This window comes from Labedella endophytica (genome assembly GCF_003990045.1).
Lineage (GTDB): Bacteria > Actinomycetota > Actinomycetes > Actinomycetales > Microbacteriaceae > Labedella > Labedella endophytica.
In genome coordinates, this window is the sequence record NZ_RZGZ01000003.1 from 367127 (window position 1) to 392282 (window position 25156).

The window sequence follows — 25156 nt, forward strand, 5'->3', positions numbered from 1 at the left end:
TTCTGTGGTGACTCTCCAGGGCCTTATTTCTGCGCTTTCGCGCGCCTCCAGCTTCCAGAAGGCCCTCGGCTACGCGGGCCGCGACGCGGACTTCTCGGCGACCGACGGGCTCCGCGCGCCGCTCCTCGCCGGTCTCGTGGAGGCTCGCCGTGCGCGCGGCGAGTCCGGCGCGCTCCTCGCCATCACGCCGACGGGTCGGGAAGCGGAATCCCTCCGCGCCTCGCTCGCGAGCCTGCTCCCCACGGCCGAGATCATCGAGTTCCCCGCGTGGGAGACCCTGCCCCACGAGCGGCTCAGCCCGAGCGCCGAGATCGTCGGGAAACGGATCCACGCGCTCCGCCGCATGCGCACGTGGGACGGTGCCGCGCCACTCGTCGTCACCGCCTCGGTCCGAGCGGCCCTGCAACCGATCGCCGACAACCTCGCGGACGTCGATCCGGTCGTCCTCACGGCGGGCGCGCGCGGCGAGGACCTGCGCGTCATCACGCAGCGCCTCGTCGAGCTCGCCTACGTGCGCGTCGACATGGTCTCGCGCCGCGGCGAGTTCGCCGTGCGCGGCGGCATCCTCGACGTGTTCCCTCCCGTCGCTTCGCACCCCGTCCGGGTCGAGTTCTTCGGCGACGAGGTCGAGACAGTCCGTGCCTTCAGCGTCGCGGATCAGCGCTCCCTGCCGGAGCCCGTCCCGAGCGTGGAGCTGCCTCCGAGCCGTGAGCTCCTGCTCGGCGAGGGCGTGCGTCAGCGCGCGGCCGAGATGGTGCACGAGTTCCCGAGCCTCTCCGCGATCCTCGAGAAGGTCGCGAACGGCATCCCGGTCGAGGGCATGGAATCCCTCGCGCCGGCTCTCGTCGACCGACTCGTGCCCGTCACCCACTACATCCCCGTCGGTTCCGCCATCGCGGTCGTGTCGCCCGAGAGCGTCGCATCCCGCTCGATCAGCCTCTCCGAGACGAACAGGGAGTTCCTCGCGGCCGCCTGGAGTGCGGCGACGGCGGGGGCCGAGGCTCCGATCGACCTCGAGAGCGGCGAATTCCTCAGCATCAACACCCTCAAGGACTCGCGTGAGAAGCGCGGCGCCCGCGAGCCGTGGTGGACCGTCAGCTCCTTCCAGATGGGCCCGTCCGATCTTCCCGTCGACGCCGACGGCGCGCCCGTCGCCATCGACGCCGACGAGATGCTCACCGTGCGTGTCGACGCCGAGCCGGTCCCGAGCTTCTCCGGCAACGTCGACGGCGCCGTCGACCACGTCGCCGAGCTGCTCGCCGCCGCCTGGCGGGTCGTCGTCGTCTCCCAGGGCGCCGGCCTCGTGGAGCGGGCGCGCGACGTCCTCTCCGAACGCGGTCTCGCCGCGCGCATCGTCGACGTCCTCCCGGAGGAGATCGAGCCGGGCGTCGCCTATCTGCTTCAGGCGTGCGCCGATCACGGCTTCGAGGTGCGGGAGGACAAGCTCGCCCTCATCGGCGAGTCCGACTTCTACGGCCGCACGGCCGGCTACGACTCGCGCTCCGTCAAGAAGCTCGCGTCGCGCCGGAAGAACGTCGTCGACCCTCTCCAGCTCACGGCGGGCGACCACGTCGTGCACCAGACCCACGGCATCGGCAAGTTCCTCGAGCTGACCCAGCGGGAGGTGTCCTCCGGAGGGCGCAATCCCACGAAGACCATGCGTGAATACCTCGTGCTCGAGTACGCGCCCTCGAAGCGCGGCTACCCGGGTGATCGTCTGCTCGTGCCGACCGACCAGCTCGACCTGCTCACGCGGTACGTCGGGGGAGAGGCCCCCGCGCTGTCCAAGATGGGCGGCAGCGACTGGTCGCAGGCGAAAGGCAAGGCGCGAAAGGCGGTGCGGGACATCGCCGTCGAGCTCGTGAAGCTCTACTCGGCGCGCATGGCCTCACGCGGCCACGCCTTCGGTCCCGACACCCCGTGGCAGCGCGAGCTCGAGGAGGCGTTCCCGTTCGCGGAGACGCCCGACCAGCTCACGACGATCGACGAGGTCAAGCGCGACATGGAGAGCCCGATCCCCATGGACCGCCTGCTGTCGGGCGACGTCGGGTTCGGCAAGACCGAGGTCGCCGTGCGCGCCGCGTTCAAGGCGGTGCAGGATGGTAAGCAGGTCGCGATCCTCGTGCCGACGACCCTGCTCGTGAAGCAGCACTTCGAGACCTTCCAGGAGCGCTTCGCCGGCTTCCCCATCCACATGCGCGCCCTCAGCCGCTTCCAGACGGACAAGGAGGCGCGGGAGACGATCGCCGGTCTCGAGCGGGGGACGGTGGACGTCCTCATCGGCACGCACCGCATCCTCACCGACAAGGTCAGCTTCAAGGATCTCGGTCTCGTCATCATCGACGAGGAGCAGCGGTTCGGCGTCGAGCACAAGGACGCGCTCAAGAAGCTCAAGACCAACGTCGATCTGCTCGCGATGAGCGCGACGCCCATCCCGCGTACGCTCGAGATGGCGGTCACCGGCATCCGCGAGATGTCGACGCTCGCGACCCCGCCCGAGGAGCGGCACCCCGTGCTGAGCTTCGTCGGTCCGCGCAGCGACAAGCAGATCGCCGCGGCCATCCGGCGCGAGCTGCTCCGCGAGGGACAGATCTTCTTCGTGCACAACCGCGTCTCGAGCATCAACCGGGTCGCCGCGCAGATCGCCGAGCTCGTTCCCGAGGCGCGCATCGCCGTGGCGCACGGGCAGCTGTCGGAGGCGGTGCTCGAGCAGGTCGTCGTCGACTTCTGGGAGCGACGTTTCGATGTCCTCGTCTGCACGACGATCATCGAGACAGGGCTCGACATCCAGAACGCCAACACGATCATCATCGACCGCGCAGACAAGTACGGCCTGAGTCAGCTCCACCAGCTGCGTGGTCGTGTGGGTCGCGGTCGCGAGCGCGCGTACGCCTACCTGCTCTACGACGAGGCGAAGCCCCTGTCGGAGACGGCCAACGACCGCCTGTCGACGATCGCCGCGAACAACGAGCTCGGCAGCGGCATGCAGGTCGCGCTGAAGGACCTCGAGATCCGTGGCGCCGGCAACCTCCTCGGCGGAGAGCAGGCCGGCCACATCGCCGGTGTGGGCTTCGACCTCTACCTCCGGATGATCGGCGAGGCCGTGTCGACCTTCCGCGGCGACGTCGCGGAGGGACAGACGGAGTTGCGCCTCGAACTCCCCGTCGACGCGCACATCCCCGAGGATTACGTGGACAGCGAGCGGTTGCGCCTCGAGGCGTACCAGAAGCTCTCCGTCGCGAGCGCCCCGACGTCGGCGGACGATCAGATCGATCTCGTCGTCGACGAGCTCACCGATCGCTACGGCGAGCCCCCCGCAGCGGTGGCGACGCTCGTCGAGGTGGCGCGACTCCGCCGGCGTGCCCAGCGATCCGGGCTCAGCGAACTCGTCGCGATGGGCAGCAACCTGCGGGCGGCCCCCGTCGAGCTCCCGGATTCGCTCCAGGCGCGCTTGCGCCGGATGTACCCGCAGGGCAAGTTCATGAAGCAGACGAACGCGCTCGTCGTGCCCATGCCGCGCGTGGACGGCGAACCTCTCGCCGATCACGACCTCATCGCGTGGGTGCGGCAGTTCCTCGACGCCATGGTCCCGCTGCCGAAGGACGAGAAGGCGCCTCAGGCCTCCGCCGAGCGCACCGCCTGACGAGGCCGGGCCCGGACGATCGGGCCCGGATCACCCGGCTCGGATCGCCGGGCTCGGATCGCCCGGCCCGGATCACCCGGCCCGGATCACCCGGCTCGGATCACTGGGCCGGTCGCCCGGGCGCTTCCGATCAGGCGTCGCGGTCGCGCTGGTAGACGTCCGGGACGCCGTCGGCGTCCGCGTCCTCCGCCTCCTCGGCGGCGATGCGGGCGTAGTGACGGTTGCGGGGGGCGAGCACGGCCGAGGCGAGTCCTGCGGCGATGAGCGAGGCGAGCAGGATGCCGACCTTCGCGTGGTCGTCGTGCGGGCTCCCCTCGCCGAAGGTGAGGCCGGCGACGAGGAGCGACACGGTGAAGCCGATGCCCGCCAGCAGTGAGATCCCGATGAGGTCGATCCACTTGACCGCCGCGTCGAGGCTCGCCCTCGTGAGGGTCGTCACGAGCCACGTGGTGCCCGCGATCCCGATCACCTTGCCCATGACGAGGCCCACGACGACGCCGATCGTCACGGTGTCGGTCAGCGCGGCGCCGAGCTCGTCACCCACCACGGTGACGCCGGCGGCGAAGAACGCGAAGATGGGCACGGCGACGCCGGAGGAGAGCGGGCGGATGCGGTGCTCGAACACCTCCGCGAGGCCCGGTCCCGCGTCGGGACCGCCCGACGCCGCGCTCCGGACGACCGGGACGGTGAAGGCGAGGGCGACGCCGGCGATCGTCGCGTGCACACCGGAGGCGTGCACGAGGGCCCACGCCGCGAACGCGATCGGCACGAGGATGACCCAGCCCGTCCAGACGCGCCCGCCGAAGAAGCGACGGTAGCGCTGCACGAGGAAGCCGAAGAGCGCGATCGGGATGACGGCGAGGCCGAGGGCGACGAGATCGATGTCGCTCGTGAAGGCCACCGCGATGATGGCGATAGCGATGAAGTCGTCGACGACCGCGAGGGTCAGGAGGAAGATGCGCAGGGCCGCGGGGAGCTTCGAGCCGATGATGGCGAGCACGGCGACGGCGAACGCGATGTCGGTGGCCGTCGGGATCGCCCAGCCGCGCAGGGTCTCCGGGTTCGACGCGTTGATGAGAGCGTAGATGCCCGCGGGGACGATCACTCCGCCGACCGCGGCCAGCACGGGCACGACGGCCGTCTTCGGGTCGCGCAGGTCGCCGGCGATGAACTCCCGCTTGAGTTCGAGGCCGACGATGAAGAAGAAGATGGCGAGGAGCCCGTCCGACGCCCAGTGCCCCACGCTCAGCTCCAGGTGCCACGGCTCGAAGCCGAACGTGAAGTCGCGGACGGCGTAGTAGGCCCCGAAGGCCGGCGAGTTCGCCCAGACGAGCGCGGCGACGGCAGCGATGAGCAGCAGCGTGCCGCCGACGCTCTCCTTGCGGAGGATCTCGTCGATCCGGAGGCTCTCGCCATAGGTCCCGCGTCCGAAGACGCGACGGCGTACGGGGGGAGTCGGGTCGAGAGGCGGCGTGTCAGTCACTGGTGTCCTTCGGTGGGTTCGCGTATAGACAATCACCGCCGCGATCCGCGACGGGCCGACCAGACTTCCCGGCTCTCCGCCCGCCAGTCTAACGCTCGATGCGGCGTATCCTGGGCCGGACGGAGCAGGTGGACGGACGGGGAACGCATGTCGACGGAAGATCCAGCGGAGGTCGTCCGGACGCTCCGCAGAGGGTTCGACTCCGGTCTCACCAAGCCTCTCGCCTGGCGTCGGGCGCAGCTCGTCGCGCTCCGGCGACTGCTCCTCGACGGCGGAGCCGAACTGGAACGAGCGCTCGCTCTGGATCTGGGTAAATCCTCGGCGGAGGCGCAGGTGTCGGAGATCGGGGTCGTGCGCGCGGAGGTCGATCATGCCCTCCGACACATGCGGCGGTGGGCGCGATCGACCCGCGTCCCCGTCCCGGTGGCCGTCGCCCCGGCGTCGGCGCGGGTGGTGCCGGAGCCGCTCGGGGTCGTCCTCGTGATCGGTCCGTGGAACTACCCGGTCCAGTTGATCCTGGCGCCGCTCGTCGGCGCCCTCGCCGCCGGCAACGCCGTGGTGCTGAAACCGAGCGAGGTCGCGCCGGCGACGAGCGCGGCACTCGCCCGACTCGTCGGACACCACCTCGACCCGCGTGGCGTGACCGTCGTGGAGGGCGATGCGGGGACGACGACGGAGCTCCTGTCGCAGCGCCTCGACCATGTCTTCTTCACGGGCGGGGGAGCGGTGGCCCGGATCGTCGCCCGCGCGGCCGCCGAGAACCTGACGCCCGTCACCCTCGAACTCGGGGGGAAGTCGCCCGTGTGGATCGACGACACGGTCGACGTCGAGGCGGCTGCCCGCCGTCTCGCCTGGGGCAAGTTCATGAACGCGGGACAGACGTGCGTCGCTCCCGACTACGTGCTCGCGACCCCGCCCGTCGCGTCGCGGCTCACGGCCGCGCTCGCCGTCGCCGTCACCGCGTTCTACGGCCTCGACCCGGCGGCGAGCCCCGACTACGGCCGCATCGTGGCGGACCGGCACGTCGATCGCCTCGCGTCCCTCCTCGAGGGCGAGCACGCGGCCGTCGGGGGAACCGTCGACCGCGGGACGCGCTACGTCGCGCCGACGGTCGTCGATGGCGCCCGTCTCGACTCGCCCCTGCTGGCCGAGGAGATCTTCGGACCGATCCTCCCGATCGTGCACGTGGCGGACCTCGACGAGGCCATCCGAGTCGTGCGCTCCCGCGAGAAGCCCCTCGCGCTCTACGTCTTCAGCTCGTCCCGCGAGGTCGAGCGGCGTTTCCTGCGCGAGACCTCGTCGGGGGCGGTCGGAGTGGGGGTGCCCTCGGCCCATCTCCTCGTCCCCGGCCTTCCGTTCGGGGGAGTGGGCGCGAGCGGCACCGGGGCCTATCACGGCAAGAGGTCGTTCGACACCTTCACCCACGAGAAAGCGGTCCTGCGCAAACCCCTGTCCCCGGACACGATCGCCCTCGCCTACCCGCCGTTCACGCCGCGCCGCGAGGGGATCATCCGACGGTTCATCGCGCGGACCGGCTCGGGAGACGGATCATGAGCGCTCACCCCGAACTCGCCCGGCTCGTCGGAGCCATGGAGGAGGTACTCGATCGCTGCGTGTGGAGTGCCACGATGACGCACGAATCGCTCCTGACGTACCTCATCGAAGAGAGCTACGAACTCGTCGACGCGGTCGAATCGGGAGTACCGGAGCACATCCGTGAAGAACTCGCGGACGTGCTCCTCCAGGTGGTGTTCCACTCCGCGATCGCCGCGCGTGATCCCCGGGAGGGCTTCGGCATCGAGGACGTCGCCTCCGAGGCGGCAGACAAGATGATCCGGCGCCACCCCCACGTGTTCGCCGGCGTGGAGGCACCGACGGTCGAGGACGTGCTGCGCGTCTGGAGCGCCGCGAAGGCCGAGGAGAAGATCGAGCGCGACAGCATCATGGACGGTCTGCCCTCGTCACTCCCGGCGCTCGCGCTCGCCGCGAAGACGGTCGGCCGCATCGACCGAGCGGGAAGTCCCGTCGAGGTCGACGTCGTGACGTCGGCCCCGGCGGACGAGGACGAGCTCGGAGCGCTCCTCCTCTCGATCGCGGCCGCGGCGTCGCGCGCGGGACTCGATCCCGAGCGCGCGCTCCGACGGGCCACCGCGGACCTGCAGCGCTCCGTCCGGCGCACCGAACCGACCGGTCGCTGACCCCGACGCGGTCGCTCAGGCGATGCGCTGACCACGCGGCAGCCGCCCGGCGGGTGTCCGCGTTCGGGCGATGCCCCACCACAGGAGTCCGGCGCCGATCAGCACGTGCGCCGCCAGCCCGACGAACCACGACGGTGTCGTGGAGTTCCACGTCTCCTCCGCTGTCGCGGTGTCCTCCCCGGAGTACCCGCCGGTGAAGTCCTCGCACTCGTTGTAGGTGATCTCGGTCTCGGGCGGCACCTGAGCGCCACGGACGAGCAGGGCGACCTGGCCGAAGAGGTCGTTCGGATATCCGCTCGCGTCGAACTCGCCGGATCCGGCATCGGCGAGAACCACGTACGGGTTCGCGGCGAGCACGCCCCAGACGAGATCGAATCGCGGTGCCTGGTAGGTGTACACCTCGGGCGGGAGGCAGGTGGGGGCCTCGGTCGATCCGTCCTCCGGGTACGTCTCGGGATCGATGTACACGGACGTCGACCGCACTTCGGTCTGGACCGCCGCACCCCCGAGACCGAAGGCGATGAGCGTACCGACGGACAGAGCCGCCACGACGAGGTAGGTCGCGGCGACCGAGAACAGCGGCCGGGTGATGATCGCGGAGAGTCCCACGCCCACGGCGGAGACGACGGCGAGCTCCGCCAGGAGGACGAGCAGCGACGCCACGACCGTCCGGGCCGGGACCCCTCCGAGCGCGAACGACACGATCAGGAACGGCAGTGAGACCACGAGGAACGCGAGCGACGTGAACCAGGAGGCGAGGAACTTGCCGAGCACGATCTGCGTCGTCGAGACGAGCGTGACCTGCGTCGTCGCGAGCGTGCCCGCGTCGCGGTCGCCGTTGACCGCGGCGCCGCTGAGCGCCGGGGCCAGGAGAGTGCCGAGCAGGAGCACGAAGTAGACGATCGTCGAGAAGAGGAAACCGCCGGAACCGCTGCCCTCGTCGACCCGCCAGAGCAGCACCGTCGTGATCGCCACGAGCAGGGTGAAGAGTCCGAGCAGGACGTACACGGCGATGCCGCGCACCCGCTGCTCGAGCTCGAGGGTGACGACGAGGCGCACGCCGCGGGAGAAGGGGATCATGCCGCACCGTCCACGTCGCCGAGACCCTGGAAGGTGCGCTCGAAGTCTCCGATGGCGGGAGCGAAGGCGGTGACGCGGACCCCGCGTCGGACGAGCTCCGCGAGGAAGGAGGCCGCCTCGTCGTCCGAGGCGAACGGGAGGAGGACGGCGTCGCCGATCGTCGACACGTCCGCCGTGGGCACGCCGAGGTCCGCGATCGACCACGACAGGTGGGCCGGGTCGATGGAGCGGATGCGCCAGGGACGGGCTGCGGCACCCGCTCGCGCGAGACGTTCGGCGCTCACGCTCGCTCCACCCTCCACGTAGACGGCGTCGTCGGCGAGTTCCTCGAGCTCGGCGAGAACGTGGCTCGAGACGAGGACCGTGCGTCCGTCGCGGGCGAGTCCGCGGACGAGTTCGCGGAGCGCGACCCGAGCGGCCGGGTCGAGACCGGACGCGGGTTCGTCGAGCAGCAGGACGGAGGGATCGTGCACGAGGGCGCGGGCGAGGGAGAGGCGCTGCTTCTGACCGCGCGACAGGGCGCGCGTCGGGGCCTGGGCGAGCGACTCGAGGGAGACGAGCGAGAGGAGCTCGTCGGCACGTTCGCGCGCACGCTCCGTCGTCATGCCGTAGAGCAGGGCTGTCACCTCGATCGCGCGGCGAACCGAGAGGGCGTTCCATGATCCCAGAGCGTCCGGCATCCAGCCCATCACGCGGCGCACGGCGGAGGGGGAGGTGACGGGGTCGTGTCCGCCGACGCTGATGGTGCCGGCGTCCGGGGTGAGGAGTGTCGCGAGCATGAGGAGGAGCGTCGTCTTGCCCGCTCCGTTCGGCCCGATGAGGGCGGTGACGCGTCCGGGCCGGGCCTCGAACGTGATGTCTCGGACGGCGCGCACGTCGCCGAACGACCGACGCAGCCCGTTCACGACGATTCCGCCCGCTCCGGGGATCGCCGGCGGCGCCGCGACCTGGGGCGTCTGGCTCATGCACTCCTCCTCGGCGCTCGAGGAGTGGAGCGCTTTCGAGAATGGTAGCGCGGGAGAAGGGACGAGTCCGCTCCGGCGCACATGGCAGAATCGCCTCATGGCCTCACCGATCTCCCCGCCGCGCGGAATGCGCGATTTCCTGCCGGCAGAGAAGGCGCGACGGGAGTCGGCGCTCGCCACCATCCGGCGGGTCTACCGGGCCCACGGCTTCGACGAGATCGAGACCCCCGTCGTCGAGGATCACCAGCGACTCCACTCGGGCCTCGGCGGCGACAACGAGAAGCTCGCGTACTCCGTGCTGAAGCGCGGCCTCGACGCCGATGCGCTGCGCTCGGCGGCGGACGGCGACGGCGCGTCCTCCCTCGCAGACCTCGGACTCCGCTTCGACCTCACGGTTCCGCTGGCGCGCTTCTACGCGAGCCACCGCGCCGAGCTCCCCCCGGTCTTCCGCTCGCTGCAGGTCGCTCCCGTGTGGCGCGCCGAGCGACCCCAGAAGGGGCGCTACCGCCAGTTCGTCCAGTGCGACATCGACATCATCGGGGAGCCGGGACCGCTCGCGGAGATCGAGCTCCTCTCCGCCACGTCCACCGCGCTGCGCGCGCTCGGGATCGATGGATTCCGCATCCGCATCAACGACCGGCGACTCCTCGTCGGCATGCTCGATGGCTTCGGATTCCCGGCCGACGAGCACGCCGGCGTCCTCATCACGATCGACAAGCTCGACAAGATCGGTCCCGTCGGCGTCGTTGCCGAACTCCGCGACCGCGGCGTCACGACGGCGGGTGTCGATGCCCTCGAGGAGTTCCTCCAGCGACCACAGACCCAGGAGTTCGTCCCGTTCGGCGAGAAGCAGATCCGTCGCGCGCTCCCCGACGGTGCCGACGACACCGTGATCGGCGAGCTCGTCACGATCGGCCGGGCCGCGACGGCGCAGTCCCGCATCGACGTCCAGCCCCCCGGCGATCCGCAATTCGCCCGCGACCTCGTCGTGTTCGATCCCTTCCTCGTGCGAGGGATGGGCTACTACACGGGCCCGATCTTCGAGATCGAGCACCCCGACTTCGGGTACTCGCTCGGTGGCGGAGGGCGGTACGACGGGATGATCGGCCGATTCCTCGGCCAGGACGTGCCCGCGACGGGGTTCTCGATCGGCTTCGAGCGCATCGTCGACATCGTCGAGACCCGAGAGGATGCAGCCACGGCGTCCGTCGTGCTCCTGCACGAGAGCGACGCCGACCCCGCCGTGCTCCTGCGGCTCAAGGCCGAACTCATCCGGAACGGTGCCGCGCGCGTGCGACTGGAGCGCCGCACGAAGAACGTGAAGGCGCTGCTCGAACGGGTCGCGGCCGACGGCTTCGGTCGTTTCGCGAGCGTTCCCCGCGATGCCGCCGGTGATGTGACGTCCGCGGACCTCGCGTTCCGTCCGCTCGTGTGAACAGTCGTTTCGCGAGCGTTCCCCGCGATGCCGACGGTGACGTGACGTCCGCGGACCTCGCGTTCCGTCCGCTCGTGTGAACAGTCGCTTCGCGAGCGTTCCCCGCGATGCCGCCGGTGACGTGACCTCCGCGGACCTCGCGTTCCGTCCGCTCGTGTGAACGGTCGTTTCGCGAGCGTTCCCCGCGATGCCGCCGGTGACGTGACCTCCGCGGACCTCGCGTTCCGTCCGCTCGTGTGAACAGTCCCTGAACGCGTGAGGGACCGCCCATCGGCCCCTCGCTAGACTTGCTCGCGTGGGTGCGGATCACCCACGACCCCAACCTGACGAGGAGATACACCGTGGCACTCATTGAGGCTGTAGCAGCTCGCGAGATCCTGGACTCGCGCGGAAACCCGACCGTGGAGGTCGAGGTCCTGCTCGAGGACGGCACCGTCGGGCGCGCGGCCGTTCCGTCCGGCGCGTCGACCGGAGCGTTCGAGGCATACGAGCTGCGCGACGGAGACTCCTCTCGCTACCTGGGCAAGGGCGTGCAGAAGGCCGTCGAAGCCGTCGAGGACGAGCTCGGCCCGGCCATCGAAGGGCTCCCCGCGATCGACCAGCGTCTCGTGGACCAGGCCCTCATCGAGGTCGACGGCACGGAGAACAAGAAGCGCGTCGGCGCCAACGCCATCCTGGGCGTCAGCCTCGCGGTCGCGAAGGCCGCGGCAGACTCGGCCGACCTCCCCCTCTACCAGTACCTCGGCGGACCGAACGCCCACGTGCTGCCCGTCCCGCTCATGAACATCATCAACGGTGGTGCTCACGCGGACACCGGCGTCGACATCCAGGAGTTCATGGTCCTGCCGATCGGTGCACCGTCCTTCTCCGAGGGCCTGCGCTGGGGCGTCGAGACCTACCACGCGCTCAAGAGCCTGCTGAAGTCCAAGGGCTTCGCGACGGGCCTCGGCGACGAGGGCGGCTTCGCCCCCGACCTCGCGAACAACCGCGCGGCGCTCGACCTCATCATGGAGGCCATCAGCTCCGTCGGCTTCACGCCCGGAACCGACATCGCCCTGGGTCTCGATGTGGCCTCGAGCGAGTTCTACTCGGACGGCGCGTACCAGTTCGAGGGCAAGGCCCTGACGGCCGAGGAGATGACCGCGTACTACGGCGAGCTCGTCGACGCGTACCCGCTCGTCACGATCGAGGACCCGCTGGCCGAGGACGACTGGGCCGGCTACGCCCACCTCACGCCCGCACTCGGCTCGAAGGTCCAGATCGTCGGAGACGACCTCTTCGTGACGAACCCGACGCGCCTCGCGGACGGCATCGCCCGCGGCGCCGCCAACTCGCTGCTCGTCAAGGTCAACCAGATCGGTACCCTCACCGAGACCCTCGACGCCGTGGCCCTCGCGCAGCGTTCGGGCTACACCGCGATCCTGTCCCACCGTTCGGGTGAGACCGAGGACACGACGATCGCCGACCTCGCGGTCGCCACGAACGCCGGCCAGATCAAGACCGGTGCGCCTGCCCGTTCCGAGCGGGTCGCGAAGTACAATCAGCTTCTGAGGATCGAGGAGCTCCTCGGTGCTGGAGCCGTCTACGCCGGTCGCTCGGCGTTCCCGCGCTTCACCGCCTAGGCGTCGGTCAGTACTTTCGATCGATCACCGGACTCCCTCGATTCCTCGGCCTCCACGCCGGGATCGGGGGAGTCCGTCGTTTCGGCACACCCCGCCCGAACCACTCCGCACGATCCGACCAGCCAGAATGAGGGAGACCGCATGTCACAGCCTCGCCGCCGCCCCCGTGACCAGCGTGTCCGGGCCGCCGCGTCGTCGAGCGCTGCCGCGTCGGGTTCCGCCTGGCTCCGCGGACTCCGCTTCTCGGGCTTCTCCCTCCTCATGATGGGGCTGCTCATCCTCGGTGTCGTCGTCCTCGCCCCCAACATCTCGGCCTTCGTCGATCAGCGGCAGGAGATCGCCGAGCTGAGCGCGCAGGTAACCGAGGACGGCGAGACGGTGGATCGTCTGACGGCCGAGCGCGAGCGGTGGAACGACTCGACCTTCGTGATGACGCAAGCACGCGAGCGCTTCTTCTACGTGAACCCCGGCGAGGTGAGCTTCCTCGTCATCAACGATCTCGACGCGGCCGTGCTCGCCGACGTGGACGAGCCGGTGAGCAGTGAGCTCACGGTGACGGACACCGATTGGACGCAGTCGCTCCTCGCGTCGCTGCTGTCGTCGGCCTACGCCGAGGAAGTCACCGGTTCGTCGGAGTAGAGGGGCGGCCCGTCCGGCGGTCCTCGCTCCTGCGGGATAATCGACGAATGAGTTCCGACGCGCCCGTTCTGCCGCCCTTCGTCTCCGCCGCCAGCGATGAGGATCTGCGGGTCCTCCGCGAGCAGCTCGGACGGCCGGCTCGCGGCGTGCTCGGGATCGCGGCGCGCTGTGCGTGCGGACGGCCGACCGTCGTCGTCACGGCCCCTCGCCTGCCCGACGGCACTCCGTTCCCGACCTTCTTCTATCTCACCCACCCCGCAGCGACCGCGGCGATGTCGGCGCTCGAGGCCACGCAGGTGATGCCGGAGCTCGCGGCCCTCCTCGAGGAGCCGGAGATCGGCGACGACTACCGCGCGGCGCACAAGCGGTATCTGGCAGATCGCGAGTCGGTCGCCGTCGTGCCCGAGATCTCGGACTTCTCTGCGGGTGGCATGCCGACGCGTGTGAAGTGCCTGCACGCCCTCGCCGCCCACTCCCTCGCGGTCGGACCGGGCGTCAACCCGATCGGCGATCGCGCTCTCGAGCGCTCGACGTGGAGCCCCGACCGGTGCCAGTGCATCCTGGACGACCGTTCGTCGAGCCCGGACGTCGCTCCGTGACACGCCCGACGGGGGACACGCGCGGGTGAATCAGCTGTGAAAGCGGCTGATAGACTCGAGCCGCTCGGTGCCGTCGGAGCCATCCGGCCGGCCTGCAGGTCCACCACCTCTTGATCGAGTCAATTCACACACGTGTAGGAGAGCTTTCACCGTGCCCAAGATCCTCATCGTCGGCGGCGGTTACGCCGGTTTTTACACCGCTTGGAAGCTGGAGAAGCAGCTCCGCCGGGGTGAAGCCGACGTCACGATCGTCGACCCCCTCCCGTACATGACGTACCAGCCGTTCCTCCCCGAGGTCGCCGCCGGTTCCATCGAGGGCCGTCACGCGGTCGTCGCGCACCGTCGCCACCTGAAGAAGACGGACGTCATCACGGCCCGCGTGACGGCGATCAACCACGCCGAGAAGAAGGCGACCATCACGCCGGAACTCGGCGAGCCCTACGAGTTCGACTACGACATCGTCGTGGTCACGGGTGGCGCCGTCTCGCGCACGTTCCCGATCCCGGGCATCGCGGAGAACGCCATCGGCCTGAAGACGATCGAGGAGGCCGTCGCCATCCGCGACCGCATCCTCGGCAACTTCGATCGGGCCTCGACCCTCCCGGCCGGACCGGAGCGCGATCGTCTGCTCACGGTCGTCGTGGTCGGCGGCGGGTTCGCCGGCATCGAGGTCTTCGCGGAACTGCGGTCGTTCGCGTCCGCGCTGCTGCAGTCGTACCCGCAGATCTCCTTCGACGACGTGCACTTCCACCTCATCGAGGCGATGGGGCGCATCATGCCCGAGGTCTCGCTCCCCACGAGCCACTGGGTGCTCAAGAACCTGGCCGAGCGCGGAGCGCTCGTGCACCTCGACACGCAGCTGAAGTCGGCGGTCGACGGCAGGGTCGAGCTGTCGACGGGCGAGAGCTTCGAGTCGGATCTGATCATCTGGACCGCCGGTGTCATGGCGAACCCGCAGATCGTCCGCAACAGCGACCTCCCGGTGGAGGAGCGCGGCCGCATCACGGTCCGTACCGACCTCCGGGTCGGTGACGAGGACACGATCGTCGCGGACGCCTGGGGTGCCGGCGACATCTCGGCCATCAAGGACCTGAGCGGCGGCGGCGTCGGCGGCTTCTGCGTCCCGAACGCCCAGCACGCCGTCCGCCAGGGCAAGCTCCTCGCCAAGAACCTCGTCGCTACACTCCGCGGCGAGGAGCCGAAGGACTACAACCACAAGAACCTCGGCGCCGTCGCGGGCCTCGGCCTCGGAACCGGTGTGTTCCAGTCCGGCAAGATCGCGATCAAGGGCCTGCCCGCCTGGGTCGCTCACCGCGGTTACCACGGCCTCGCGATGCCCAGCTGGGAGCGGAAGATCCGCGTCGTCACCGGCTGGTGGAACAACATCTGGCTCGGACGCGACATCGTCGGCATCGAGGCGCGCGAGACCCCGCGCGCCGTGTTCGAGGAGTTCGCCTCGCGCCCGAAGCCGCCGGCACCGAAGGCGGAGGACGCCCCCGTGGCCGCTCCCGCCGAGGAGAAGAAGCCGGCACGGAAGACGCCGGCGAAGAAGGCTCCCGTGAAGAAGGCCGCAGCGGCGCAGAATGCTCCGGCACAGGAGGCGGAGGCTCCCGGCGCGGGCGCCGCCCCCGAGGAGTCCTACGGCGGAGCGGCGGAGGGCACCGACCCCAAGCCGGTGTCGTCGGACAAGTAGAGTTCTCCGACAGACGGACTGCACACGACGGGTCGGGCCGATGGCCCGACCCGTCGTCGGTTTCTCCGGCCCCCGTAGCCCAATTGGCAGAGGCAGGCGACTTAAAATCGCCGCAGTCTGGGTTCGAACCCCAGCGGGGGCACTGTTCTGCACCCGCGTGCGGTCCCGTTCTCGCGAACGGGGGACGCCGACGGGGGACCATAGGCGGCCGCAGTCCTCCCGCGCCTGCCAGAATGAACCCATGACACGCTGGCTCCTTCCATGACGGGCCCCGCCGCGATGAAGCGGATCGCGCCGACCCGTCTTCGTTCCCTTCCCTCGGCCCTCGTCGTCGACATCCGCGAACACGGCGTGGCCGGGAGCGCTCCCTTCGCCAACGTGCTCCGCGTTCCCATGTCGGAGGTCTCGGACCGGCTCGTCGAGCTGCCGGTGGAGACGCTCTACATCGTGTGCGAGACCGGTCTCAAGAGCCCGCGAGTCGTCTCCTACCTCGTGGGCCTCGGGTTCGACGCCGTCGATGTCGAGGGTGGGCTCGCCGCTCTCGACGGCGAGGATGCGGCCGCGGGGGCGACGACCGCCTGACAGGTCGGGCCGGGGCCTGCACGGATCAGAGCCCGCTCTCCTCCTCGAGAGCCGGAGCGATGTAGCGTCGCCAGATCCACACCGACAGGCACAGGACGATGCACGCGACGGCGGCGGCCGATCCGATCGACGTGACCGCCGACGTCATGGCGGGAGTGCCTGATCCGAGCAGCACGAGCTCGACGGCGACCACGACGAAGCCGATGGCGACCCACGCCACCCGCGACGCCGCCCACAGGCTCCGTCCGGAGGACGCGCCGATGGGGAGCAGCATGATGGCGGCCGACCCGAGGGCGGCGGCCGTGAGGACGTTGAGCGTCTCCGTCACGAGGCTGGCGGCGAAACCACCGAGTCCGAGGAGAGGGAAGACGCTTCCGAGGGCCCAGGACGCACCACCGAGGACGGCGAGCGACAGGATGCGGATGCCCGCCACGCGGCCCTCGGCGACTCGGCTCACCGCGAGCGAGGTCGACGCGGTGAGGACGAGGGCGAAGAGGAGCGGCGGCTCGAGTCCGAGGAAGCGCGACGCCGCGACCGTCGCTGCGATCACGAGGAACCCGCGGGGATCGACCGTCGTGTGAACGCGTCCGGAGCCGAAGAGGCGAGAGGCCACGGCCGGGACGGCGACCGAGGCGAGAGCCACGACGAACGTGGCCGTCACGGAGGCGAAGAGGAGCCGTGCGTAGGCCGGCGACCCGTCGACGGGTCTCGAGAGGATGAGCAGGCCCGCCACCGCGACGAGGGCCGCGACCACCGTGGGGATCGATGACGGTGCCGGCACCACACGGGGAGCGGTCACGACGTCACGTCGATTGCGGCCGGTCAGGACGAAGCGAGCAGGCGAGGAGAGCGGCGAGGAGCTGGTCGCGCCCGGACCGGTGGCGCCTCGGGAAACCGCTCCGGCCCCGCGGGCCACATGGCTCGCGAGCGCGATCCCGGCGACGGCGAGGGCAGCGAGCAGGAGGGTCCTGGCCCACTCCGGCCCCGTCCCCGAGGAGAAGAGGGGCGCGCGCGGCGTCGTGAAGGGTGTCGCGGCATCCCACGTGTCGCGATCCCACGGAGAGGCCCCGGGCGGCGGCACGGCGGGCGACGTCGGCTCGTCGGGCGTCGGGGGAGCCGGGGAGGGCTCGGGTTGCGGCGCCGTCGGTGTCGCGGTCTCCGACGGTTCGTCGCCGGGCGCGGATCCGGACGGCGTCGGAGTCGGACTGGGTGCCGGCGTGGAGCCGCCGACGGTCAGTTCCACGGGGACGCCACCGCCGCTCGTGTTGTCGGCCGCATCGCGCTGGATGGCGACGATCCGCACGTCGCCGACGGTGAGCCGCGCGGCCACGCAGGACCACTCGCTGTTCGACACGATGGCCTGGCACACGGATGCCGAGCCGGCGAAGACGGTGACAGTGGCGCCATCCTCCCCGCTGCCCGCGAATCGGACGTCCTCCGTGGGGACGGAAGAACCGCTGCGCGGGCTCGAGATGAGAGGCGGGGACGGGACCGTCCGGTCGAGGACGAGCCGCACGGCTGGAGACGCATCCGATCGCGTACTGGTGTAGGTCGCGACCTGCGAGGCGGTCGCGCTGTAGGAACCGTCCGCTGCTCGAGCGGGGAGCAGGCACGCCCAGGCACCGCTCGAGTCCGCGCCGGACGAGCAGCTCTCGCCCGACGACGTCGTCGCCGTGACCGTCGCGCCGGGGATGCCCGTTCCGCGGAGGAGCCCGTTGCCGGGTGTCGACCCGCCGGAGAGGATCGTCGGCGGCGGCACGCTCGTCACCTGCACCGAGGTACGGCCACCGGCCGCGCCGTCTGCGCCGGTGGCGATCGCCTGGATCGTGATGGCCGCGCCGGCCCCGAGCGTGATCGTGCACGACCACCCCTCGGCGTCGGACGCGTCGATGATGCAGAGCACGTCGCCTGCGCCGTTCTGAACCTGGACGCCGGACCCGGGGGTCTTGGTTCCCGAGATCGTCGTCGACGCCGAGGTGATCACCGACCCGGGCGAGGGTGATCCGATGATCGGAGCCTCGGCCCGGTCGTCCTCGGGAGGAGCGGTCGGGGCGGCCGGCGGGGAGGGGGTCTCCGTCGTGGCGAGAGCCGCACTCGCTCCGGTCCCGATCGCGCCGGCCGTGACGAGACCGATGAGCAGCGCGGCCACACCGAGAGAGCGGAGAGGACTCCGTCGCACGGGTCGACGAACGGAGGGCGTCGTCACGGACGACGCTCCCTCGATGCGCACGGCCTCGCGCTTCGCCGATCCCTGCTGAGCCACGTCTGTCCTGTCTACGATGCCGGTGGCCCTCGGTCAAGCGCCCGCGCCGTTTCGTGACGTGTCGTTAACCGGGGCCCGGCGGTATGGTGGGCCGGAGACGGAGGACGCATGGCGTATTCACTCGGGCCGATCGAAGCCCGTGCGAGCACCGAACGAGCGCCCTGGCGCGATCCTCTCTCCTACTGGGGTTCGATCGATGCTGCGACAGCGGATCTCGATGCTCCGGTCGGTGTCCTCCACGCCGACGCCGTGCGTTTCAACGCCCACGACCTCCTCCGACGCGCGGCCGGCAAGCCGGTCAGGATCGCGTCGAAGTCGCTGCGCGTCCGGTCCGTGATCGAGGCGCTCCTCGAGCTCGACGGGTTCTCCGGGGTCCTCGCGTACACCCTCGCGGAGGCGCTCTGGCTCGCCGACACGATCGACGACGTCGTGGTCGGCTATCCGAGCGCCGATAGGGGCGCCATCGCCCGCCTCGTCACGGCGCCGCTCGCCGCCGCCCGCGTGACACTGATGATCGACAGCATCGATCACCTCGACCTGATCGACGCCGTCCGGCCACCGGCCGAACGCGAGACCGTGCGGATCTGCGTGGAGCTCGACGCGTCGTGGCGCTCCCGGGGGCCTCTCGGCACCGTCGGGGTCCATCGATCACCACTCCACTCGGTCGACGACATCGAGCGTGTCGCCCGTGCCGTCGTCGAACGTCCCGGTTTCGTCCTCGTCGGGATCATGTCCTACGAGGCGCAGATCGCGGGTGTCGCGGACACGGCCGGTCGACGGGCGTACAACGCGAGCGTCGCGTACATGCAGAGGCATTCGATGCCGGAACTCGTCGAGCGCCGGGGGCTCGCCGTCGAGCGGGTGCGCCGACTCGCCGATCTCGAATTCGTGAACGGGGGAGGGACAGGCTCCCTCGAGCAGACCACGCAGGACGATTCCGTCACCGAACTCGCGGCGGGGAGCGGTATCTTCGCCGGTCGGCTCTTCGACGGCTACAGCCGCTTCTCGCCGGCCCCGGCGGCCGCTTTCGGACTCACGGTCGCGCGTCGACCGGAACCGGCGGTGGCCACGGTGCTCGGCGGCGGGTTCGTGGCGTCGGGTCCCCCCGGGCTCGATCGTCTGCCGACCCCCGTCTCTCCGGCGGGGCTCCGATTCATCCCACGGGAGTCGGCCGGTGAGGTCCAGACCCCTCTCGCCGGGGCGGCGGCGCGCCCCCTCCGCATCGGCGACCGCGTGTGGTTCCGTCACGCGAAGTCCGGCGAACTCTCCGAACGACTCGATGGTTTCGCCGTCCTCGACGCCGACGCGAGCGGGATCCTGCGGGTCGTGGACGACGCTCCCACCTATCGCGGAGAAGGACGGACCTTCGTATGACGGCCACCGGAGCGCTGTGGCGCAACTGGGCTCGCACGGAGTCCGCCCGCCCGATCCGGGTCGAGCGCCCGTCGAGCCCCGGCGCCGTCGCGCGCGCCGTGCGCGCAGCGGCCGGCTCCGGTCTGCCCATCAAGGCCGCGGGTTCCGGGCACAGCTTCACGGGGATCGCCGTCGCGCCCGGGGTGCTGTTGGAGCTCGACGACCTCACGGGCCTCGTCTCCGTCGACAGGGACCGGCGTCTCGCGACGATCCTCGCGGGGACGAGGCTGTCCGACGTGTCGCGCCTCCTCGCGCCCCACGGCCTCGCCCTCGAGAACCTCGGCGACATCGATCGGCAGACCATCTCGGGTGCGATCTCGACGGGGACGCACGGCACCGGCATCGGCTTCGCGGGACTCGCCGCGCGCGTGCGAGCCGTCACCCTCGTCACGGGGGACGGCTCGCTGCGACGTTTTTCCGCCGACGAGTCGCCGGAGCTCCTCCCGGCTGTGTCCCTCGGTCTCGGAGCGCTCGGAGTGCTCGTCGACGTCACGATCGAGTGCGTCGACGCGTTCGTCGTGAGCGCCGTCGAGGCGCCGGAACCGCTCGATGCGACGATCGCCGCGGCCGAGCAGCGTGCGCGTTCCGCCGATCACTTCGAGTTCTACTGGTTCCCGCATACGCGCGTCGCACTGACGAAGACCAACACGAGACTTCCCGCGGGCGGGGCTCGCGCTCCGCTGCCGCGTGTGCGGCGCCTGATCGACGACGACCTCATAGCCAACGGTGTGTATCGCGCGGTGTGCGCGACGGGGACGGTCCTCCCTGTCGTCGTGCCGACCCTCAACAGAGCGGCCACGAAGCTCACCGGTTCGCGTCGTTTCGCCGACCATTCGCACCGCGTCTTCACGACGTCGCGCACGGTCCGCTTCGCCGAGATGGAGTACGCCGTCCCGGTCGACGCCCTCCCGTCGGTACTCGAAGATCTCGCCGCCCTCATCGCCGTGCGGCGCTGGCGGATCTCTTTTCCGTTGGAGATCCGCTTCGCCGCCGCGGACGACCTCTGGCTCTCGACGGCCAGCGGTCGTGAGAGCGCCTACATCGCCGTGCATCGGTACCACCGGGAGAGGCACGAGCCGTACTTCCGGGCGGCCGAGGAGATCTTTCGGAACGTCGGAGGCCGCCCCCATTGGGGCAAGATCCACTACCTCGGTGTCGAGGAGCTCCGCACGCTCTATCCGCGCTTCGACGACTTTCTCGCTCTGAGGGACGAGCTGGACCCGAGGCGGGCTTTCGCGAATCCTTATCTCGATCGGGTGCTGGGTCCGTGACACCAGCCACCCGGTCGTCGATCACACGGTGCCGCGTCCGGGTGTCGCAGTAGACTCGACGGAGTCGTCGCACGAAGTCGTGCGGCCCCTGCCTACCGAGAACACTGAGGGAGCCCGAGCATGGAATGGCTCATTCCTGTCCTGATCGTCGTCGCGATCGTCGCCGTGATCGCCATCTACTTCTGGGTGACGTACAACTCGCTCGTGAGCCTCGTTGTGAGGGTGGAGGAGGCGTGGAGCGACATCACGGTGCAGCTCAAACGACGCGCTGATCTGATCCCGAACCTCATCGAGGCGGTGAAGGGGTACGCCGCCCACGAACGTGGAGTGTTCGAGAACGTCACGAAGGCGCGGGCCGAGACGCTCTCCGCCACGGGGCCGGTGCAGGCTTCGGCGGCGGAGAACCACATGCAGCAGGCCCTCCGGTCGGTCTTCGCCGTGGCCGAGGCCTATCCGCAGCTCCAGGCCAGCCAGAACTACCTGCAGCTCCAGAGCGAGCTCGTCGACACCGAGGACAAGATCCAGGCGTCGCGTCGCTTCTTCAACGGCGGTGTGCGTGAGCTCAACACGAAGATCAAGATCTTCCCGAACAATCTCATCGCCCGTCAGCTCGGTTTCACGGAGCGCGAGTTCTTCGAGGTCGCCGATGGTGCCGCGATCGCCGAACCGCCGCGGGTCCAGTTCTGAGCGGTCACGATCCGCGCGACGAAGGGGCGACCGAGAGGTCGCCCCTTCGTCATGCACGGCGCAGGTCGCGGGAGTAGAGGACGAGGGATCCCTCGCGAGCGACCTCGGTGAAGCCGGCCTTGCTCAGTACCCGCCGCGAGGCGTGGTTCTCGCGCTCTGTCTCGGCGACAGCGATCCGTGCACCCGCGTCCCGTGCACGTTCGAGTCCGAGGAGGACGGCCTCAGTGGCCAAACCGATGCCGCGAGCACTCGGTACGAGCCCGTAGCCGAATTCCACCCGGCCTTCTTCGTCGGGAGGTCCGAAGAATCCGAATCCTCCGATCGCTCGCCCGTCGCTCACCCGCCGGATCATGTACAGCGTGAAGACGGGATGCGGATGCGTCGACGCGGCCAGACAGCGTAAGGGATCCAGTTCATCCTCGAGGGGGTACTCGGCCTCCCAGGAATCACCGGGCGCCTCGTCGCGGGCGATGATACGCAGAGCCTGATCCGGCTCTATGCGCTCCAAGGTGACTCGGGTCTCTGCAATCCCGCCGTCTCCCTCGATCATGGTCCGAGTCTGGCAGCCGCGGATCTCGAAGCCAGCGGGGCGCACGATTCTCCGCGCAGGACGCTCCGCACGATTCTCCGCGCAGGACGCTCCGCACAGAAAAGAGGGGGCCGACCTCTCGGTCGATCCCCTCTGTTCGTCTCCCGGCGGCAGCCTCAGCCGCCGGGAGTCAGAACCACTGAACCCAGAACTGCTGGATCAGTACGTGTCCTCGATCGTGACGGTGTCGCCGTCGATCGTGATCTTGCCCGTGATGCCCCACTCGCCGTCGAGACCGAAGGGCAGCGTGTCCTTCGATCCGTCGTAGGTGGTTCCCGTGACGTCGGCCGTGTACGAGCCCTCGGACGCGGTGAAGTAGGTGCCGTTCTCGTCCACCTCGACCGTGGGGTACTCGTCGATCTTGTAGGTGACCTTGTCCACCGATGTGAAGTCGGTGTACCACGAGAGGCGCAGGCTGCAGCCCTCGGGGTCGAGTTCGGTCGACGCGGCGCAGTCGTCGAGGAATGCGTTGACCGATTCCTGCACAGCGGCCGTCAGCGCCTCCGTCGGAGCGACCTCGAGGGTCACGCCGTCGAAGTTCGCGCGGGTTCCCGTGGCGACCGCGTAGCTCTGCTCCTCCGCAGTGAAGAAGTCGTTGCCGGGAGCGCCGACCGTGTACATCGCCGGGTAGGCCGGCAGGCTGTACTCGTCGCCGAAGGCGACCGTCACACCGTTGACCGCAGCCTCGTTGGTCTCCGTGCTCGAGTTCTGGATGTAGACGGGCAGGTCGCCGACGAGCGGCGAGTCGATCTTCCAGGTGTCGAAGAAGAGGGCCTGCTTGCCCGCCTTGGAGAGCTCGATGTATCCGTCGTAGACGGTTCCGCCGAGGCTGTAGGACACGTCGACCGTGGCCTGGTCGCCGCGCACGCGCGACGCCGTGATCTTCGCGTCCGTGATGAACTCGGTGGCCTCGCCGAGGACGTCGTCGGTGAGCAGGACGGCCTGCTCCTCCGCGACACCCGGGGCGGCGAGGTCGTTCGCCTCTGACGCGTCACCGGAGGCGATCGCGGAGAGGTAGGAGCGCACGGTGGCGTCGGGTCCGTACACCGAGGAGTTCACGATGTTGACGACGACGGCACCGATGATGAGGAGCAGCACGAGTCCACCGGCAAGGACGCTGAAGAGGACGATCTTCTTCTTGTTCGGGTTGGAGGGCTTCTTCGGTCCGCCCGGTCCGCCGGGAGGGGTCGAGCCGTATCCAGCCGAACCGGCGGGGAAGCCGCCGGGAGGCGGCGTGCCGTTCGACGGAGGCGTGTAGGCGCCGCCGTTCTGCTGCGGCTGGTACGCGCCACCGGTGTGCGGGGCGTTCTGTCCGGCGTTCTGCGGGGGCTGGTAGGCGCCGCTCGACTGCGGGGCGTTCTGCTGGGGCTGGTAGGCGCCGCCGGTCTGCGGGGCGTTCTGTCCGGCGTTCTGCGGGGGCTGGTACGCGCCACCGGTCTGCGGGGCGTTCTGCTGGGGCTGGTGTCCCGTCGAGGGCGGCCCCCACTGCGGGGTGGAGTTCTGTGCTCCGTCTTCGGGCCTCTGCGGCGGGTTGTTGTCGGCGACCATGTCTGTGTCTTCCCCTTCGGTCGAATGCGATCACGGCAAACCTACCAGTCGCGATCCGCGCCAACACGGGGGAGAAGTCCCCATTAGGAGGGTGGACTCCGAATGCCTGTTCAGGGACGGGACCCGCCTACGGGGACTCGTGTCGCCCGGCCCGGAGCACGGCCGCGAGCGCCTCGACGCCTCCGCCGCGCGAGCCGACGGAGATCTCCCCGTGCCCTTGCCAGTCCGCGAGGTCCCGCAGGAGCGAGGCGAGGCGATCGGTCGCATCGGCGGGAGCCCCGGGTTCCAGCCAAGCGGACTGGACGAGGAGCCGCCCGGTCGCCCGGTCGCTCTTGAGGTCCACCCGAGCGCCGACCACGCCGTCGAGAAGGACCGGGAGGACGTAGTAGCCGAAGACGCGCTTGGGGGCCGGTGTGTAGATCTCGATCCGGTAGTGGAAGTCGAAGAGCCGCTCCGCGCGGGGGCGGGTCCAGACGACCGGGTCGAAAGGGGACAGCAGAGCGTCGCGTCGGATCCGGCGCGGCCGAGCGGCATCGCGATGGATCCAGACCGGCCGGGGCCGGGCGGCCGTCGACGAGCCGGTTGCGGCCGAGTCGGTTGCGGCCGAGCCGGTCGAACGGATCGTCGCAGGCAACGCCACCCCGGCGTCGACGAGGTCGTCGATGACGCGGCGCGAGTCGGCGACGGGGAGCCGATAGTAGTCGGCGATGTCCGAGACGGTGCCGATGCCCGTCGCGCGGAGCGCGTGCGACACGAGCGAGGAGATGGCCTCCTGGCGCGACGGCTCCGCATCGATGACCGTCGACGGCAGGACCTGCTCCGGGAGGGCGTAGATGCGCTCGAAGCTCGGCGTGCGCCCGGCGGAGACCACGAGGCCCCAGGCGAACAGCACCTCGAGGCCCGTCTTGACGTCGGACCAGCCCCACCACGGTCCCCGCCGCACAGAGGCCTCGTGCTCGACGGCACTGGCCGGTTGCGGGCCGTTCGCGGCGAGATCGTCGAGCAGCCAGTCGAGCATCGGACCGTTGGCGTGCGACCAGTGCGACGGGTCCGCTGCGGCCTTCGCCCGGCGCGCACTCATCTTCCAGCGCCAGAGGGGCCACGACGAGACCGGCATGAAGGTGGCCTCGTGCCCCCAGTACTCGATGAGGCCAGAACCGGCGCGGTGGGTGAGGCGATCGAGGTCCGCGGTGGCGTACGCGCCCAGTCGGGCGAAGACGGGGAGGTAATGACTGCGCTCGAGAACGTTCACCGAGTCGATCTGAAGCACGCCGAGCCGGTGCACGAGGGCGCCCAGCGACCGGACCCCGGGAGCGGGACGGCCGGGGTCCGCCGACGGTGCCGCCTGGAAGCCCTGCGCCGCGAGCGCGATTCGCCTGGCGGCGTCGAGGGAGATCGTCTCAGTCATCGGTCGCAGTCTTCCATGGACCCCGGACATCGAGAATC

Annotated in this window: 19 protein-coding genes and 1 tRNA gene; 13 read left to right on the top strand and 7 right to left on the bottom strand. The window is 70.1% G+C overall.

Features of this window, described 5'->3' with window-relative positions; all coding sequences use genetic code 11:
- Positions 1-7: 7 nt before the first annotated feature.
- The gene (mfd, locus tag ELQ94_RS12755; RefSeq protein ID WP_127050734.1) at positions 8-3643 is read left to right on the top strand and encodes a transcription-repair coupling factor; all 3636 of its coding nucleotides are present in this window, start codon (positions 8-10) and stop codon (positions 3641-3643) included.
- Between the two features lie 130 nt (positions 3644-3773).
- On the opposite strand, the gene nhaA is transcribed toward mfd, so the two are convergent.
- Complete coding sequence (gene nhaA, locus ELQ94_RS12760; RefSeq protein ID WP_127050735.1) at positions 3774-5126, bottom strand: Na+/H+ antiporter NhaA; 1353 nt, start codon at positions 5124-5126, stop codon at positions 3774-3776.
- 147 nt (positions 5127-5273) lie between these two features.
- Here nhaA and ELQ94_RS12765 point away from each other — a divergent pair, with 147 nt between their 5' ends.
- Together ELQ94_RS12765 and ELQ94_RS12770 are read left to right on the top strand one after the other, a co-directional pair.
- Positions 5274-6680 (top strand): aldehyde dehydrogenase family protein, encoded by a 1407-nt coding sequence (locus ELQ94_RS12765; RefSeq protein WP_127050736.1) that lies wholly within the window; start codon positions 5274-5276, stop codon positions 6678-6680.
- A complete protein-coding gene (locus tag ELQ94_RS12770) occupies positions 6677-7324 on the top strand; it encodes a nucleoside triphosphate pyrophosphohydrolase (RefSeq protein ID WP_127050737.1) in 648 nt (215 codons plus the stop codon). Before ELQ94_RS12765 ends, ELQ94_RS12770 begins: the two co-directional genes overlap by 4 nt.
- Before the next feature lie 15 nt (positions 7325-7339).
- Here ELQ94_RS12770 and ELQ94_RS12775 read toward each other — a convergent pair whose 3' ends face one another.
- Both ELQ94_RS12775 and ELQ94_RS12780 read right to left on the bottom strand, forming a co-directional pair.
- Positions 7340-8404, bottom strand: coding sequence for an ABC transporter permease (locus ELQ94_RS12775; RefSeq protein WP_127050738.1), 1065 nt, complete (start codon positions 8402-8404; stop codon positions 7340-7342).
- Positions 8401-9369 carry an ABC transporter ATP-binding protein gene (locus ELQ94_RS12780; protein ID WP_127050739.1) on the bottom strand — a complete coding sequence of 323 codons (969 nt, stop codon included), beginning with the start codon at positions 9367-9369 and terminating at the stop codon, positions 8401-8403. Before ELQ94_RS12780 ends, ELQ94_RS12775 begins: the two co-directional genes overlap by 4 nt.
- 97 nt (positions 9370-9466) lie before the next feature.
- Here ELQ94_RS12780 and hisS point away from each other — a divergent pair, with 97 nt between their 5' ends.
- From hisS to ELQ94_RS12815, 7 genes are all read left to right on the top strand, one after another.
- Positions 9467-10804 (top strand): histidine--tRNA ligase, encoded by a 1338-nt coding sequence (gene hisS, locus ELQ94_RS12785; protein WP_127050740.1) that lies wholly within the window; start codon positions 9467-9469, stop codon positions 10802-10804.
- Between the two features lie 341 nt (positions 10805-11145).
- Complete coding sequence (eno, locus tag ELQ94_RS12790) at positions 11146-12426, top strand: phosphopyruvate hydratase (RefSeq protein ID WP_127050741.1); 1281 nt, start codon at positions 11146-11148, stop codon at positions 12424-12426.
- Between the two features lie 141 nt (positions 12427-12567).
- On the top strand, positions 12568-13065 hold the full coding sequence (locus tag ELQ94_RS12795) for an FtsB family cell division protein (RefSeq protein ID WP_127050742.1): 498 nt from the start codon (positions 12568-12570) through the stop codon (positions 13063-13065).
- Between the two features lie 47 nt (positions 13066-13112).
- The gene (locus ELQ94_RS12800) at positions 13113-13664 is read left to right on the top strand and encodes a DUF501 domain-containing protein (RefSeq protein WP_127050743.1); all 552 of its coding nucleotides are present in this window, start codon (positions 13113-13115) and stop codon (positions 13662-13664) included.
- A 151-nt stretch (positions 13665-13815) separates the two neighbouring features.
- Complete coding sequence (locus ELQ94_RS12805; protein ID WP_127050744.1) at positions 13816-15357, top strand: NAD(P)/FAD-dependent oxidoreductase; 1542 nt, start codon at positions 13816-13818, stop codon at positions 15355-15357.
- 68 nt (positions 15358-15425) lie between these two features.
- A tRNA-Leu gene (locus tag ELQ94_RS12810) sits at positions 15426-15499 on the top strand.
- A 119-nt stretch (positions 15500-15618) separates the two neighbouring features.
- On the top strand, positions 15619-15939 hold the full coding sequence (locus ELQ94_RS12815) for a rhodanese-like domain-containing protein (RefSeq protein ID WP_127050745.1): 321 nt from the start codon (positions 15619-15621) through the stop codon (positions 15937-15939).
- 25 nt (positions 15940-15964) lie between these two features.
- On the opposite strand, the gene ELQ94_RS12820 is transcribed toward ELQ94_RS12815, so the two are convergent.
- Positions 15965-18202, bottom strand: coding sequence for a hypothetical protein (locus ELQ94_RS12820; protein ID WP_127050746.1), 2238 nt, complete (start codon positions 18200-18202; stop codon positions 15965-15967).
- A gap of 108 nt (positions 18203-18310) precedes the next feature.
- Here ELQ94_RS12820 and ELQ94_RS12825 point away from each other — a divergent pair, with 108 nt between their 5' ends.
- From ELQ94_RS12825 to ELQ94_RS12835, 3 genes are all read left to right on the top strand, one after another.
- A complete protein-coding gene (locus ELQ94_RS12825; RefSeq protein ID WP_127050747.1) occupies positions 18311-19576 on the top strand; it encodes a type III PLP-dependent enzyme domain-containing protein in 1266 nt (421 codons plus the stop codon).
- Complete coding sequence (locus ELQ94_RS12830) at positions 19573-20886, top strand: D-arabinono-1,4-lactone oxidase (protein ID WP_127050748.1); 1314 nt, start codon at positions 19573-19575, stop codon at positions 20884-20886. Before ELQ94_RS12825 ends, ELQ94_RS12830 begins: the two co-directional genes overlap by 4 nt.
- Positions 20887-21006: 120 nt before the next feature.
- Positions 21007-21573 carry a LemA family protein gene (locus ELQ94_RS12835; protein ID WP_127050749.1) on the top strand — a complete coding sequence of 189 codons (567 nt, stop codon included), beginning with the start codon at positions 21007-21009 and terminating at the stop codon, positions 21571-21573.
- A gap of 49 nt (positions 21574-21622) precedes the next feature.
- Here ELQ94_RS12835 and ELQ94_RS12840 read toward each other — a convergent pair whose 3' ends face one another.
- From ELQ94_RS12840 to ELQ94_RS12850, 3 genes are all read right to left on the bottom strand, one after another.
- Entirely contained in the window at positions 21623-22123 is a 501-nt protein-coding gene (locus tag ELQ94_RS12840) for a GNAT family N-acetyltransferase (RefSeq protein WP_127050750.1), read from the bottom strand.
- Positions 22124-22321: 198 nt separating this feature from the next.
- Positions 22322-23710 (bottom strand): proline-rich domain-containing protein, encoded by a 1389-nt coding sequence (locus ELQ94_RS12845; RefSeq protein WP_127050751.1) that lies wholly within the window; start codon positions 23708-23710, stop codon positions 22322-22324.
- Between the two features lie 127 nt (positions 23711-23837).
- Positions 23838-25118, bottom strand: coding sequence for a winged helix-turn-helix domain-containing protein (locus tag ELQ94_RS12850; RefSeq protein ID WP_127050752.1), 1281 nt, complete (start codon positions 25116-25118; stop codon positions 23838-23840).
- Between the last annotated feature and the right edge of the window lie 38 nt (positions 25119-25156).